11 protein-coding genes and 2 pseudogenes are annotated in these 14,954 nt (G+C 57.7%); 5 read left to right on the forward strand and 8 right to left on the reverse strand.

The features are described 5' to 3' along the window. From N181_RS35145 to N181_RS35290, 6 genes and pseudogenes are all read right to left on the reverse strand, one after another. Positions 1–132: pseudogene (locus tag N181_RS35145) on the reverse strand (nucleotidyltransferase); the annotation flags it as partial. 791 nt (positions 133–923) lie between these two features. Then, positions 924–1,307, reverse strand: coding sequence for a type II toxin-antitoxin system VapC family toxin (locus N181_RS30575; RefSeq protein ID WP_037436311.1), 384 nt, complete (start codon positions 1,305–1,307; stop codon positions 924–926). After that, a complete protein-coding gene (locus N181_RS30580; RefSeq protein ID WP_037402653.1) occupies positions 1,304–1,498 on the reverse strand; it encodes a type II toxin-antitoxin system VapB family antitoxin in 195 nt (64 codons plus the stop codon). Before N181_RS30580 ends, N181_RS30575 begins: the two co-directional genes overlap by 4 nt. A 239-nt stretch (positions 1,499–1,737) precedes the next feature. Next, positions 1,738–1,929: a hypothetical protein gene (locus N181_RS34350; protein ID WP_037436320.1), complete on the reverse strand. Its 192-nt coding sequence runs from the start codon at positions 1,927–1,929 to the stop codon at positions 1,738–1,740. A gap of 266 nt (positions 1,930–2,195) precedes the next feature. Next, complete coding sequence (locus N181_RS30585) at positions 2,196–3,362, reverse strand: ATP-binding protein (protein ID WP_037436316.1); 1,167 nt, start codon at positions 3,360–3,362, stop codon at positions 2,196–2,198. A 369-nt stretch (positions 3,363–3,731) separates the two neighbouring features. After that, positions 3,732–7,763: a beta strand repeat-containing protein gene (locus tag N181_RS35290; protein ID WP_210172822.1), complete on the reverse strand. Its 4,032-nt coding sequence runs from the start codon at positions 7,761–7,763 to the stop codon at positions 3,732–3,734. Positions 7,764–8,731: 968 nt separating this feature from the next. Between N181_RS35290 and N181_RS33875 the strand changes: the two genes are divergently transcribed. Continuing rightward, complete coding sequence (locus N181_RS33875) at positions 8,732–9,820, forward strand: LuxR C-terminal-related transcriptional regulator (protein WP_037436299.1); 1,089 nt, start codon at positions 8,732–8,734, stop codon at positions 9,818–9,820. Positions 9,821–10,007: 187 nt separating this feature from the next. Beyond that, positions 10,008–10,157 carry a hypothetical protein gene (locus tag N181_RS33610; protein ID WP_050994782.1) on the forward strand — a complete coding sequence of 50 codons (150 nt, stop codon included), beginning with the start codon at positions 10,008–10,010 and terminating at the stop codon, positions 10,155–10,157. Positions 10,158–10,307: 150 nt separating this feature from the next. Here the strand turns inward: N181_RS33610 and N181_RS30605 are convergent, their stop codons facing one another. Both N181_RS30605 and N181_RS35635 read right to left on the reverse strand, forming a co-directional pair. Continuing rightward, positions 10,308–11,618 (reverse strand): calcium-binding protein, encoded by a 1,311-nt coding sequence (locus N181_RS30605; protein ID WP_037436296.1) that lies wholly within the window; start codon positions 11,616–11,618, stop codon positions 10,308–10,310. Positions 11,619–11,716: 98 nt separating this feature from the next. After that, positions 11,717–12,016, reverse strand: a complete 300-nt coding sequence (locus N181_RS35635; protein ID WP_370036520.1) for a DUF6719 family protein — start codon at positions 12,014–12,016, stop codon at positions 11,717–11,719. 250 nt (positions 12,017–12,266) lie between these two features. Between N181_RS35635 and N181_RS30610 the strand changes: the two genes are divergently transcribed. The 3 genes and pseudogenes from N181_RS30610 (at position 12,267) to N181_RS35655 (ending at position 14,887) form a co-directional block, all read left to right on the forward strand. Beyond that, a complete protein-coding gene (locus N181_RS30610) occupies positions 12,267–12,608 on the forward strand; it encodes a hypothetical protein (protein WP_060564150.1) in 342 nt (113 codons plus the stop codon). Between the two features lie 524 nt (positions 12,609–13,132). After that, positions 13,133–13,678: pseudogene (locus N181_RS35650) on the forward strand (flagellin N-terminal helical domain-containing protein); the annotation flags it as partial. Between the two features lie 891 nt (positions 13,679–14,569). Further along, positions 14,570–14,887: a flagellin gene (locus tag N181_RS35655; RefSeq protein ID WP_440531379.1), complete on the forward strand. Its 318-nt coding sequence runs from the start codon at positions 14,570–14,572 to the stop codon at positions 14,885–14,887. Positions 14,888–14,954: the final 67 nt, after the last annotated feature.

The following is a 14,954-nucleotide window of genomic DNA, read 5'->3' on the forward strand; positions in this document are numbered from 1 at the left end:
GATTCGCCCGCGCTTCTTGAAGGCGGCCGAGCTTCCCTCGAGCGCGTTAGAAAACTCTTCATGGATAATCTCGACCGCGCGAGTGAGCTCGCGCTGCTTCTTCTCCGGCAGATGTTCGAGGCTCGATCTCATGCCCAACCGATAGGACAAAGCCGATTCGCCGTCTACTGCCTGAATTCATTGGAATTTGAGCAGTGAGGTCACCTGTGTTGCTGAACGTGCCTTGCTACAGTCGCGTCTCGACCCGGCGCTTCGTTGAATCAGGGAGAAAGATCTTAATCGTCCCCACGGGTTTGCCTTCATTCGCAAACCAAACGTTACACCTCACGATGACGCCGCCAGGGAGATCGACAAAGATTGCCAAGACTGCATTTCTCGTAGGCGCGGCGTGCGAAAGGCTGTCGATAGCAAGAGCGGAGCGGGACGAGGGCGCGCCAAGGGTCGCTTTGCCGTCCTTGTGGGTGAGGTCATGCTTTGGGTGGCCGCTTTCAAGCGGAGCAGCTTGCCGGGGGCAGTCGGTCCCGGGTTCCGCCCTTCGGGCGGCGCTCACGCTAACCCTCCTGCGGCTGCCCTTTTAACCGGTCAAGCTGCGCGCGAACGGGCTTCGGCGCTAAAGCGCCTGCGCCTGGTACGCTCTTTTTTAGTTGGCACTCACAACCCTAAAATTATCAGTCGTGATGCCGAGATCGCAACCGGGGTCGCCATACGACTGGGACCTTCGAAGAAGAAGCTTGGAATCCGAAGTCGTGCACCGCACGGCATCTGTCGATGCGAATTCAAGCCGGCCTAAACCCTCTAGCCTCCACGGACTGAATGCCGCTGCCCACCTGCTGCGGATATGGCGGTCAACCGCACGCCCGCTGTTTAAGGAAAATAGCGACGAGTGGGTCGAATTCACAGATTTCCCCTTTATTTTCGGTGCACTAGTTGGGCCTAGTGACGTCGGAAACAACAAGCGCGCCTGCCTTTTTCGCGGCCCTGACCAGTCGCTTGTCTCGTGTCCACAACTCAGCGCGGCTGTCGATGAGAGTTGACGCGAGCAGGTGGGCGTCCGTGTAGCCTATACCCATGCTGTAAAGTTGGTGTTCATCGATCATTGCCATCACTTCATCATGCGTAGCGACAGTGACCTCCCGCTGGACCGCCAAGAACCCGAGCGTAACCTCACGGTTGCGCAGGCTTCCCAAGGCAAGCTCGCCAAGTATGGCCGGATGGCAAAGCAGCATATCGTTTTTTATCGTTTGGATTAGTTGTGGGTCAGCTTGACGGAAGTGGTCGATCCAGATTCCAGTATCGGCTAGCCTCACTTTTCGGCCCGCCTACGCGGGCCAGCCTCGGCGTCGGGCATAGTGCCACCCAAGGCAACGAGACGCTTGCCTGCTTCCACCCGGACCAACGTTTCCAGTGCTTGCCGAACGACCGCCGCCGTTTCCTTCGTGCCGGTCAGGGCCTTCGCCTTTTCCATCAGGCTATCGTCTATATTGATGGTTGACCGCATGTTTTGCTCCAATCGCCGCATCAAAAATAGCACCAAATCGTGCTATTTTCAACGCGCGCCCCATGAGGAACCCATGCGGATTGTAACACGGACAGGTGGAGGCTCGCGGATCAGCCGCATTCGCGCGGGAGTATCTCTGCGTCGGCTACGCGTAAGACCACGACCCATGGATCGACTGGAATCGGGCGAGGTGCTGATCGTCACCAAGTTCGACCTGCGGGGTCGCATTCTTTACGAGCCTACATCTTCTCAATGGCAATTTTCTTCAGCAAGTCGATATCGTGCACTCCATTCTGGTAGATCGTAAAGAGCCTTGAAGCGAGGGCTTCCGCCCCTTCGCTTTCGGGAGGGATACGATATTCTTCCAGCAACTGATCGAACGCTTGGCTGATCATAGCTACTTCTGCAGGGGAAATCGGTCGCTGTTCCAACGGGTAGCGCCTTCGAGTGGGCGAGAGCAGCGTCATCTCCCAGGTACAGGCATCCCGCTTGAATAGCCGATGATGACCGATGCTACATGGCATGATGCCGTTTCGCACGTAGCTTTGTAGGCCTAAATAGAATGGTCGGCGCGCACAGCGTAAACGGGCGAGGCTTGCGTTTCGTAGATGATCGATCGGGAGATTGCGGCCTCTTTGCAAAGAGAGCCCCTCGGCCAGCATTCCGAACCTCGGGTGGAGGTGTATGTTTCAAGGATTCAGGCAAGATCGCGCAGGAGTTTTCCAGCAGCGGAAAGCGGCATTGCCTCGATACCGTCCCTTAGAGGAAATATTTCCGAACCTGGATAAACGACGAGGCGTTTGTCGGGGTCTATTGCTTCGCAGGCAAGGTAAAATCCCTTTTCCACTTTTGGAGCGAGGCTGCGTTTGATCTCGATTGCCCAAGGGCGAGCCCCGGGAGGCTTTATGAGGAGATCGATTTCGGCTCCGGCCGCTGTGCGGTAGAAGTTCAAGTGACTGCCATAGGGCGCTGCCGCGGCTAATGTCTCGATAACGAAACCCTCCCAGCTTGCGCCGGCGACGGGATGTCCAAGGACCTGCTCATGGTTTGCCAGTCCGAGGAGGGTGTGAGTCATCCCGCTATCTCGAACGTAAACGCGGGGTGATTTAACCAAGCGCTTGCCTACGTTGGAATGCCAGGGCTCCAGGCGCCGCACAAGTAGCAAATCAACGAGCAGGTCGAGGTAAGTCGCTACAGTCTTGCCGTCGACCCCGAGCGAGCGAGCAAATTCTGCGGCATTGAGAAGTCCCGACTGATGATGGGCGAGCATCGTCCAGAAGCGCCGGAGCGTCTCGGCTGGAATGCGGGGGCCGAACTGCAGGATGTCCCGCTCCAGGTATGTTCGGATGAAGTCCTGCCTCCAGCGCTGGCTTAACCGGTCATTGGCGGCAAGGAAGCTGTCTGGAAACCCACCTCTTACCCAGAGAGGGATGATATCTTTATCGGCGACCTCTAGACCGTCGATTGGGTGCATCTCCAGATAGGCGATGCGGCCCGCGAGGGTTTCCCCGGATTGTTTCAACAAGTCGATGGAGGCCGATCCAAGCAAGAGGAACTGTCCGGTCCTTCTACCCGATCGCCGCGCGCGATCGATCAGTCCACGCAGGTTTTGAAAGAGGTTCGGGAGGCGATGGACTTCATCGAGAATGACGAGCTTGTCCACGTGTTGCTCGAGGTAGAGCTCCGGTTCGCTGAGCTTGGCGCGATCAGCATCGGACTCAAGATCGAGGTAGACCGAGGGACGCCGCTTAGCGATAGCGAGTGCAAGAGTCGTTTTCCCCACCTGTCGCGGGCCGATAAGCGCGACGGCGGGGTTTGCATTGACAAGTTCTATCAGCGTGGTGGTTATATGGCGGTCAATCATCCTTGCATTTATGGAATATGATTCCAGAATTGCAAGGTTCATTTGGCTTCGCGGGGCGTAAAATTGCGTCCAGTCTCACGGATTCGCCGCGAACTCGCTTTTTAACGCTTTTAGCTCTCTCTCCCTGCCCACGAATTTCAGATCCGCCTCCGCTTAATCCAGAGGATTATAATCTGCATTATAATAATTTAGATTATATTGCGTTAATGATGGATGCCGACGGCGCGATCGATGCAAAGGTGATCGCTGTATTTCCCGACGCCACCAGCCACTGATCTGAACCGAGCGATCGAACGCGTTCATCCAGACGGGCTGCCATAAGATGAAATGGGAGTGCGACGAAGGTTGACGCGGCTCCCGATGCGCCACCTATACTATGAAGAAGTCTGCGGCGGTCAGGCCTAAATTCGTGCCGACCGTCGCGAAATGAACTGAACCGCCGGCGGCACTCCCGTTGCTGTCGTAAAACAGTTTGCCGGTGTCGCTCTCATAGATGATCCGGTCGCTGCCATCGGCCGCCAGGCCGGTGGTGTTCTTGACGAACTGCGCCGCGGTCAATGTTCCCGTGCCCACAATTGCCGTGAAGACAGCGTTTTCCAGCCGGATCGTGTCATTAGCGACGTTGAAGTCAGTGATGCTGTCCACGTTGGTCGAGGCGCTCAGCGTCGAATTGAAGAAGAAGGTGTCGTTGCCAAGTCCTCCGGTCAGCTTGTCGCTTCCCGCCCCCCCGTTCAGAATGTTGTTGCCGCTGTTGCCGAGCAGAGTGTTTGCGAGGCCGTTGCCGGTGCCATTCAGCGCAGTCGAGCCGGTGAGGGCGAGGTTCTCGACGTTTGTAGCGAGCGTCAGGCTGACGCTCGACTGGGCGGTGTCGGTGCCGCTGCTGGCTGCCTCGGTGACGACGTCGCCAGCGCTATCGACGACATAGGTGTCGTTGCCGAGGCCACCGATCAGCCGGTCGGCGCCGCCGCCGCCGTTCAGGACGTTGTTGCCGGCATTGCCAGTCAGGGTGTTGGCGAGGCTATTGCCGGTGCCGTTGAGCGCCGCCGAGCCGGTGAGGGTGAGGTTCTCAACCTCGGCCGCGAGCGCCACGCTGACGCTCGACTGGACGGTATCGGTGCCACCAGCGGCCGCTTCGGTGACGACATCACCGGCATTATCGACGACATAGGTGTCGTTGCCGAGGCCGCCAATCAAGCGGTCGGCGCCGCCGCCGCCGTTCAGGACGTTGTTGGCGTCATTGCCGGTCAGGGTATTGGCGAGGCCGTTGCCGGTACCGTTGAGCGCTGCCGAGCCGGTGAGGGTGAGGTTTTCGATCTCGGCCGCGAGTGTCAGGCTGATGCTCGACTGGACGGTGTCGGTGCCGCCGCCGGCCGCTTCGGTGACGATGTCGCCGGCATTGTCGACGACATAGGTGTCGTTGCCGAGCCCGCCGATCAGCCGGTCGGCGCCAGCGCCGCCATTCAGGACGTTGTTGGCGGCATTGCCGGTCAAGGTGTTGGCCAGGCTATTGCCGGTACCATTGAGCGCTGCCGAGCCGGTCAGGGTGAGATTCTCGACCTCGGCCGCGAGTGTCAGGCTGATACTCGACTGGACGGTGTCGGTGCCGCCGCCGGCCGCTTCGGTGACGATGTCGCCGGCATTGTCGACGACATAGGTGTCGTTGCCGAGCCCGCCGATCAGCCGGTCGGCGCCGGTGCCGCCGTTCAGGACGTTGTTGGCGGCATTGCCGGTCAAGGTGTTGGCAAGGCTATTGCCGGTACCATTGAGCGCTGCCGAGCCGGTCAGGGTGAGATTCTCGACCTCGGCCGCGAGTGTCAGACTGATGCTCGATTGGACGGTGTCGGTGCCGCCCCCGGCCGCTTCAGTAACGACGTCGCCGGTATTGTCGACGACATAGGTGTCGTTGCCGAGGCCGCCAATCAAGCGGTCGGCGCCGGTGCCGCCGTTCAGAACGTTGTTGCCGTCATTGCCTGTCAGCGTATTGGCAAGACTGTTGCCGGTACCGTTCGACGCCGCCGAGCCGGTGAAGGTGAGGTTCTCGACGTTTGCAGCGAGCGTCAGGCTGATGCTGGACTGGACGGTGTCGGTGCCGCCGCCGGCCGCTTCGGTGACGATGTCGTCGGCATGGTCTACGACATAGGTGTCGTTGCCGAGGCCGCCAATCAGCCGGTCGGCGCCAGCGCCGCCGTTCAAGACGTTGTTGGCGCTGTTGCCGGTCAAGATGTTGGCGAGGCCGTTGCCTGTTCCGTTCAGCGCAGCGGCGCCGATGAGGGTGAGGTTCTCGACCTCTGCCGCTAGCGTCAGACTGACGCTCGACTGCACGGTATCGGTACCGCCGCCGGACGCTTCGGTGATGATGTCCGCGGCGTCGTCAACGACATAGGTGTCGTCGCCGAGGCCGCCAATCAGTGTGTCAGCACCGGCTGCGCCGTTTAGCGTATCGTTGCCCGCGCCGCCGTCGAGGACGTTGTCGGCGGCATTCCCTGTAAGTACATTAGCGAGACTGTTCCCGGAACCCTCGAGCGCCGCCGTGCCGGTGAGAGTCAGATTCTCAAGTTCCGCCGCGAGCGTCAGACTGATACTCGTCTGGACGGTGTCAGCCCCTTCGCCGCTTACTTCGATGATGAGATCGTTTGTGCCGTCAATGACATAAACGTCATCGCCGATGCCGCCGATAAGTTCGTCAGCGCCCGCGCCACCGTCGAGCGTGTCGTTGCCGGCGCCACCGGTGAGGGTGTTGGCCGCTGCGTTCCCAGTCAGCGCATTCGAAAGACTGTTGCCCGTTCCGCTGACGGTGGCCGATCCAGTCAACACGAGGTTTTCGAGGTTCGATCCTAGTGTGTAACTGCGGGCAGTCTTTACCGTATCGACACCCTCGTCGAGTTGCTCCGTGACGACGTCATTGACATTATCGACGATATACGTGTCGTCTCCATCGCCTCCGGCCATCATATCGCCGAGAGTGCCGCCGTCGAGGGTGTCGTCGCCGTCGCCGCCCTCGAGATAGTCGCTGCCGTCATTGCCGTTGAGGCTGTCGTCGTTGCCGCCGCCGTAGAGCTGGTCGTCGTCGGCGCCGCCGTTGAGCGTGTCCTTGCCCTCGTTGCCGAAGAGGTAGTCGTTGCCGGCATCGCCGTTCAGGGTATTGACGCTGTCGATATCGTCGGTGGTCCAGTAGGCGGCATAGAGGCTGTCGCCGTCGTTGCCGCCGTGGAGCGTATCGCTGCCGGCCTCGCCAAAGAGACTGTCCTGGCCGTCGCCGCCCGACAGCGTGTCGTCGCCGTCGTTGCCGATCAGCTGGTCGTTGCCGGCGTCGCCCGAGAGCGTGTCATTGCCGGTTCCACCGTAAAGCGCGTCGTCGCCGTCTTCACCCGACAGCGTGTCGTCGCCGTCAACGCCATAGGCGATGTTGTCCTTGCTGTCGAAGGACTGGACATCGTCGCTAGCAGTGCCCCTCCAAGCCACAAAATTATCAACGAAATCATCTTCATTAAGGGACTGGATGCCATTCAAGTAGAAGAGAAGATCCCCTTCGCTGAATTGGCCATCGTCATTCGCGTCGACCCAGACTTCGACCCGGCCGTTGACATGCTGCCATAAGACGTCTGCAAGGCCGTCTCCGACCCATTCCTCTGGCATCTGCACGCCATCTTGGCCGATGTTGTCGTGCACGAAGATCTGTGGCGCCTCTCCCGCGAAGACGAGCGGAAGGGACTGCCAGAAAGCGGGCAGATCGATCAGATCCCCGCCAGCGGCACCAGCACCTTCGAAATCGGTGATGACATCAATTAAGTTGGGATCGACTGGCGAACTGTCGCTTCTGGGAGTGCCCAAACCGAAGACGAAACGATCATCGCCTGATCCACCGGTTAGGGTATCGCCACCGAGGCCCCCGTTGAGAACGTCATTGCCATCGCCACCGTCAACGGTATCCTTGCCGTCGCCTGCGGTCAGCTGATCATTGCCGCTGCCGGCAATCAGAGTGTCTCCTCCGGCGCCGCCTGTGACGATTAGGCTGCCCCCGGCAACGTCCGAGCCATCCACCACAAGGATATCGTTTTCTGAAAGCGCCGAGCCATCGATCGTCAAAGTGGCGTCCTGCGCAGTTGCAACAGCGGCGTTATCCAGCTGTAGAGATACAGACGTGTCCCGCTGTATTTCTATTGTCTCGACGCCTGTAAGGGTTGTTGCCGTAAATTCTACAGCCGTTTCATCGGGACCTGAAACAATGAGCCGGTCCGAGCCGGCGCCGCCGTCGATCTCGTCGGACCCGTTGAGCGCGCTTCCCGCATAGATGACATCGTCGCCATCGCCAGCCGAAACAATATCGTCTCCGCCACTCCGGATGTCGATATAGTCGTTGGCGCTAGTACCGATCAGGAGGCCGGCGGCACTATCGAACAAAGCCACGCTTCCGTCTGCGAAGTTGAAGTTTGCAGACGAAAGGGATGACACATCCGTATTGAGCAAAGTGAAGGAGCCATAACTGGTCGATACAACGACGTCGCTTCCTTCCTGGGCAAAGCGCAGGTCGCGCGCCGGCAACCAGCCTTCAAAGCTGATAGAGTCCTGCGTTGACGAGAACGTGATGGAATTGCCAACAATCTCACTGAAATTAAAGACCTGCATTGCTGCCCCTCTCAAATCTTTTCAACTACGCTCTTGCAAGAACACATCGCCGGAACGTCGGTGCTGCTTGCAGGACGGCGTAAAAAAGCGATGACTTAAGAAAGCTCAACCATGAGAAGTGCCGGCCGCGCATCCCCCAAATGGGGGATGAACAAAAGCGATAAATCAGCAGCGTTGCGTCTGGGTGCGTCGATGAGGGCCACCGCATATGATCGAAGCATGCGTAGGTTATCCCACTGCGCGGCGCTTCGGCAGCTTGCCTTCCATTCGGGTGAGCTGAAGGCTCGATAAGCGCCCCCCATAATTCGAGCCTGACAAATGAGCTCTAAGCGGACTGCGTGGTTTGCTGACGCTTGGCGAGAATCTGCTGCTTACACACTGTCAACTGGACCGCCATCAATTGGCGATCCTAGCCGTCTGAGAGGAGCGATCTTCGCTGCTCGCGGAGAATGCGTTCCATCTTGCCGCTGACGACAAGGCACCGATCGTTGCGCCAGAATCCAGCGTTCCAAGATCTGAGTGATTGGTCTGCTGGTAGGCGTTGTTGAAGATCGATCAGGTCGCCAAACTGCGGATTAGACGCCAAAAATCCGCTAATGAGCGGCGTGCACTTTGTAGAACTTGCCACGAGAATGGTGGCTCTCCAGTAACTCGATATGCCGATGCCGCCTTACTAAGGAGGCAATCAACTTGTGCGAGCTGAACTGTTATGCGACCATGCGCTCGGTGGTTGAGGGGCACGTATGTATAAAAAGGCAGGAAACACCAGGTTCCATGAAGAACTGGTGGAGTTGATCTATGGATCGCTACTTGAACACGGCAAGTGGCAACAATTTTTAGATCATTTGAACGGTTCTATGCGTCATGGAAAGACGACGTTCATGTATCATGATGCCGTCGTGCGCAAAGGCTACTTTTCATTGGCAGCGGGATATACCGATGAAGAGATAACTGACTACAATAGATACTACAATCTGATAAACCCCTGGATGGCGAAAGCTGCGGTGCGCCCCGTCGGTAAAGGTGTTACCTCAGACTACATGTTCGATGCGCAACAACTCCGCAAAACAGAATTTTACAACGACTATCTGCGTAAAATCGGCCTCGAGGGTGGTGCAGGTATAACAATCTTCCGCGACAAGGGGCGTTCCTTTGTCCTCACATCGTTAATGTCGGCGCGGGATCACGAGGCGAGTGCGGACTTAGCGAAATTGCTTACCGAGCTGTCCCCCCACATTGCTCGCGCGTTCTCCTATTACCGGAAAGGCACTAAGGCCAGTGATGAAGCTAATTCGCAATGTACGCTCCTTGACTTAGCGGGGACCGGCTTGATCCTGATTGATGAAGACGCCCAACTGAAAACGCTCAACAAGACCGCAGAGCAGTTTATTGGTCAACGATGCGGACTACGCATTACGCCAACGAACCGGATCGTCTTCGAGAAGACCCGGCTCCAGGAGATGCTTAAGGACCTTTGTCAACGGCAATCGAGGGGTTCTGTATATCGCGCGGAGACCAGCAATACGATGAAGTCCTACGACATTACCATGGTCCGAATGCAGACGGACAAGATGCGCGAATTCTTGGCCGGCCCCTCAGTTGCGATACTGATCAAATTGCGCAGTGCTGCGGCCGAGTTTATCAATGAATTCGCCCTCTCCCCTGGTGAACTTCGTGTCGCCCGCGCAATAATCGGAGGAATGTCAGTTAGCGAAATCGCTTTGGAACGAGGGATTTCGCGCGAAACTGTAAGGACGCAATTGAAATCCATATTCTCGAAACTGGGAATCTCCAGCCAACTTGAACTGGTTCGACTCTTTCAGCCGAAATGATTGTCCCTGACCGGATCATGGATGAAGCGGGCAGAACGTGCTCGCCTATGTGAGCTTTCCCAAGTACACCGCAATCGACTGTACTGCGTAACTCTTATCGATAGGTACAACGGCGATGATCAAGAGGGCGCACCAAAATCGCCGGCTACTTTCCGGATAACGATGCAACCGTCCACGCTAGGCGCATTTGCTCCTCGAAGACAACGACGAATGGGCCGTGCAGCTGGCCCGCGACATGACGCTGGAAGCCATCAGGTCGATGAGCGACGATCCGCTCATCAACCTGCCCGCCGTGGCGCGCCAATCAGCGCAGCACTTCGGAGAGCGCGGCGACTGACGAGCTACGACTCTACACCAATTCCAGAGACACGGCCCTAATCAATACCCGCGTTGCCCGAAAGTTTTCATGCGTGTTCAAGGAAAAGCTGGACGGGGCGGGTGACAACATCCGGCATGCCGATGTTGGATCGCGCCCTTGTGCCGGACCTCACACAACGAAGAAATCCGCATTGGTAATGGAGAGATTCGTGCTGATCGTTGCGAAATGCACTGAGCCGCCTGCCGCATTCCCATTACTGTCGTAGTAGAGTTTGCCGGTATCCGTCTCATAGATGATGCGGTCGCTGGCGTCAGCTGCCGAGCCGGTCGTGTTTTTGACGAATTGCGCGGCAGTGAGCGTCCCAGTTCCGCTGATTGCGGTGAAGATCGCATTCTCCAGCCGAATGGTGTCGTCAGCGGCGCTGAAGTCCTCGATCTTATCGGCATTGCTCGATGCGTTCGGCGCCGTGTTGAACAAGAAAGTGTCCTTGCCGCCGCCGCCAACCAGCGTGTCGTTGCCAAGGCCCCCGGCCAGCGTGTCGTTGCCGCCGTCACCTCTCAAAAAATTGGCGACGGTACTGCCCGTCAGACTGTCCGCGAAATCCGTGCCGCGTACGCCCTCGATGCTGGTCAGCTTGTCCTGCTTGCCAAATCCGTCGGTCGCAACCCCTGTCGCGAGATTGACCTTGACGCCGGCCGTGCCACCGAAGCGTTCATCGCGATGAAAGCGCACGACATCGAAACCGCCGCCGCCATCGATGGTGTCACGTCCGCCAAGGCCCATGAATTCCTCTCCAAGGCTCGACCCCTTCATGCTGTCGGCAAACTGCGTTCCGCGGAAGGACTCGATACTCGTAAAGGTCTCTGCGTTGCCGTAAGGATCCGTGACTGTTCGCGCGATGGCGTCCAAGACAATTCCCTTAAAGGCATTGGTGTTGTTGTAGGCGTCATCGAAGCTCAACTGATCGTAGCCACTGCCGCCGTCATAGCTATCCTTGCCTTCTCCGCCCACGAAAAAGTCGTCGCCGCCATTGCCCTTGAACGTGTCGTTGCCGGCGAAACCGTACATATCGTCGGCGCCGGAGGATCCGTTGAGGGTGTCGCTGCGGTTCAGCAGCCATTTCTGCACGCCCCAGGCATCGTAAGCCTCCACAGCGTCCTCAAGGGCGACAAGCGAGTGGCTGAGGCCCGTCAATGACTGCACCAGCGTCGTGCCGTTGCTCTGGAATAGTTCGAACTTAGTGATCGTTCCGCCCGTGGCTTCGCCGGCCGCGTTGAAGGTGAAACCCGAGCCTGTGATGGTCAGCTTCAGCCCGTTATCCAACTGGTATCGGATCTGCGTGGATGACTTGCTGACAAGCGTGGCCGTCTCGAGGTCGACCAGTTCGCCAAACTGAGGATTGAAGTCAAAACCGCTAATCGCCGGCGTATAGCTCTGCGGATATTTGCCGCCGGGAAAATAGAAATTCAATGTTGCCACAATGTATCTCCTTAGAAGGCACCCAAAAGATCCCGATCATTTCAAAGCCAGAATAGCTGGCGCAAGGTCAGGTGCCGATCTTGCTGACCTCGACGTTGTTAGCTGGAACGGGCAACGCACTCTCGTCTACGGCTGATGCCCAAGGCGTTGTTGCCGCCGGTCACTTGCTTGATTTGTCCTTCCGGACATGTTCCGTCATCCACAAGAACCTTTGCACCTGAAGCAAGTGTGCCGGGGCCGGGCTCCGCCGTTAAGGTTTGAGCGCATGCCGATGTCGCCAACGCGACGAGTCCGATTGCCAGGAGTCTTGCTGAGTTCATTTCCCTCTCCATTCGAGCGGACAAGATCGTGTCCGTCCAGGGAATCTGGACAAAGGAGCCTTCCATTACATCCCTCATTTGGGGGATGAACGAGCTTCAGTCCGCGTTCACTATCGTCAGGCTTTGCCTTCGCTTGCGTCGTCGCTTTGGTGTTGCAGTCGGAGGCAGTCGCAAGGCGGCAAATACCACGATGCGGACATTTTCAGTCCGGCGGGAGCGAGGACCGGACGGGGTTCGGGTTTGCGATCCGCACGTCGATAACCAACCGCCTTGGCCGCAGAACAAGAGAGTACGCGAGGGCCAATTGGCGCCCATTGGAGACAGAACATTGCGTCGCGACATCAATCCATCAACGATCCAGATTCTGCTGGTGGAAATTGAGGATGATTTGCGGGGCATGCTTCTGGTCGAGCGAGCCAGCAGCGTAGCGGCTATTGCAATTCACATATTTGTCGGTACGCGAGGGTACTTCCAGTTTCGTCGGAAGTCGGAGGAGGCAAGAGCCGGCGATCTGTTGCCGCCAATCGTTGCTGCCATCCAGCAAGTCCCCGAGAGGGTACTCGTAGACTTCACTCAGGAAGAATCCGAGTCGCGCGCGTCGGCTACGGTATTCATCGCAAGATCAATCCATCGGGCATTAACCAACGCCTTTGATGCGGTCTGCGTGTGAAACAGCACTGAAATGTGACCCCTACCAAAAGGTCGGATAACCGACTGACGACAAAGAGAAATTGCGATTCTGACCGGGCCTCGATCGGCGTCGATCGGGGCTCCTCTCTGAAATTGCTTTATCCTTCTTTATTCTCAATGGCATACCGCCGAGCGCCGGGGTCCCACTTTGGTGCTGTTTCACAGTCAGACTTTCTGAACTCGAAGAGTGGTACATGCTTGGCGGTAAGTGCTTGAGGTGCAACCACTCGGGCTGGATAGATCGCCGGGATGTCGGTCGCCGCTTCGGAAGGGACGTCGAAATTGTGAGTCTGATGCCGCGGCTGCACGGCACTTCCTGCGGTGAGCGAAGGAGATATTCCCTGAAACTAGGGAAGCTCAAGAGATAGGTAGCCTCCGTGGGTATTTTCCCCCTCCCTCATTGCCTTCTCTGTTAACTCTTCATGAACCATAGTCCCTCCGAGGCATCAGGCCGGTTTGGCGTCATGACGACACCGATCATTTTTGAGCATCCTCCATTTCGTCATGACGAGCATCCTTACAAATTCCTCCGCTTTGGCGGCACTGCAGACGCTGCGGTCGATCAACTCAAATCTCGCGGAGACGCAAAGTCGCGTCAGTTCCGGGTTGCGCGTCGCGGTGGCTGCCGACAACGCTGCATATTGGTCGATTTCGACGACCATGCGTTCGGACAACATGGCGATCTCGGCGGTTTCGGATGCACTTGCTCTTGGCGCGGCGAAAGTGGATGTCGCCTATTCGGGAGTGAATGCCGTCATCGACGTCCTCAATGAGTTCAAGGCGAAAATCATTGCCGCCGAGGAGGAAGGCGTCGACAAGGCAAAAATCCAGGTCGAACTGAATCAATTGAAGGAACAGGTCCAGAGTATCGCTACGTCAGCGAGCTTCAGCGGGGCCAACTGGCTGAACACCGACATCGACGACATATACGACAGAACCCTCAACAGAGCTTCGACCATCTCGTCATTCACAAGGGACGCGGCAGGCGGCGTTTCCGTTAAAACTATGGATGTCAATCTGTCCGAGGTGGCGTTGTTCAACAGCACGGGAGGAGGGCTTCTCCAGGCCGACCCTCGTGACCTCGGGACCATCGGCGGACTGCGCTTCTCCACTAGCTCGGATGCGATGAGCACCTACAGCGCCGGCAACACGAGTGGCTCGGCACCATCCGACAACATTTTCACCTTCAGCGGTCCGCTCACATTCGGTGTCGGCGACCAGATATCCTTCGACGTGACCATTGATGCGGACAATCCCGCGGACGGCATTCTCGCGCCGTACTACCTAGGGCAGACAACCTCCATCGCGATCGACAGGGCGACGGTCGATGCTGTCCTCCCGTCGGCGAATGGCGTGATCTCGACCTACAAGCAGTATGCCTCGGTTTTGAGCTACGCTCTCTCCGGTTCAGGGGCGACCGCGACGACATACTGGAAATACGATCCACCGAACCAGACGAAGATCAAGGTCGATATCCCCGATCTCGTCGGCATCGTTTACATCGGCAACGCAACTTTGGACGGCTCTTCGATCCAGATAACCGGTCTCACAAGCACCGTCGGCAGCGGGGGGCTGGCAAGCACTTCGGTGGACTACGGCGTCCGAAGCTCCTCGATGACCCTCGATTTCGAAGAGTTCGAGGTCTTCGAGGATGTCGTCGTCAGTTTCAGCTTGCGGGTCGACAACGAGAGTTCCGTGTCCTACTCGTTCGACAAGGCATACGTAAACTCGCTGCTGGGCGCCGAGGACGGCGTGGTCGCCACCTCGGCCGACATGGCGACGCTCCTGAATTCCCTTATCGCCCGGCCGGATGTCATAATCGAGGCCACTGATGGCAGCACTGTAAGCGTGAGAACGGACCCGGCCATCGACAGGAAGTCGGGACAGAAAAGCGGGATCGGCTTCTGGGGGATTAAGGTCAACATCGAACCCATCCCCAAGATGAATTTCCTCGAAATCGACATCGAGCGGAACCCAGATACGGTCGGTTCCTACATCACCTACATTGAGACCGTTACGGGAAGGATCATCGACGCAGCGGCCGTTCTCGGGGCGATTGGGAAGCGCATCGACATGCGGTCCGAATTCGCCAGCAAGCTCATGGCCACCGTCGACACGGGAATCGGCCGGCTGGTCGACGCCGACATGGACGAGGAATCGACAAGGCTCAAGGCATTGCAGACGCAGGCGCAACTCGCGGTTCAAGCGCTCCAAATCGCCAACTCCGACTCTCAGAACATATTGCAGCTGTTCCGCTAGTCACCTGGAACTGAAGTTCGTTACATTGTACGCTTGGCCTCTTCATGGGAGGTTGAGCAATGGCAAA

The organism is Sinorhizobium fredii USDA 205 (genome assembly GCF_001461695.1).
GTDB classification, from domain to species: domain Bacteria; phylum Pseudomonadota; class Alphaproteobacteria; order Rhizobiales; family Rhizobiaceae; genus Sinorhizobium; species Sinorhizobium fredii.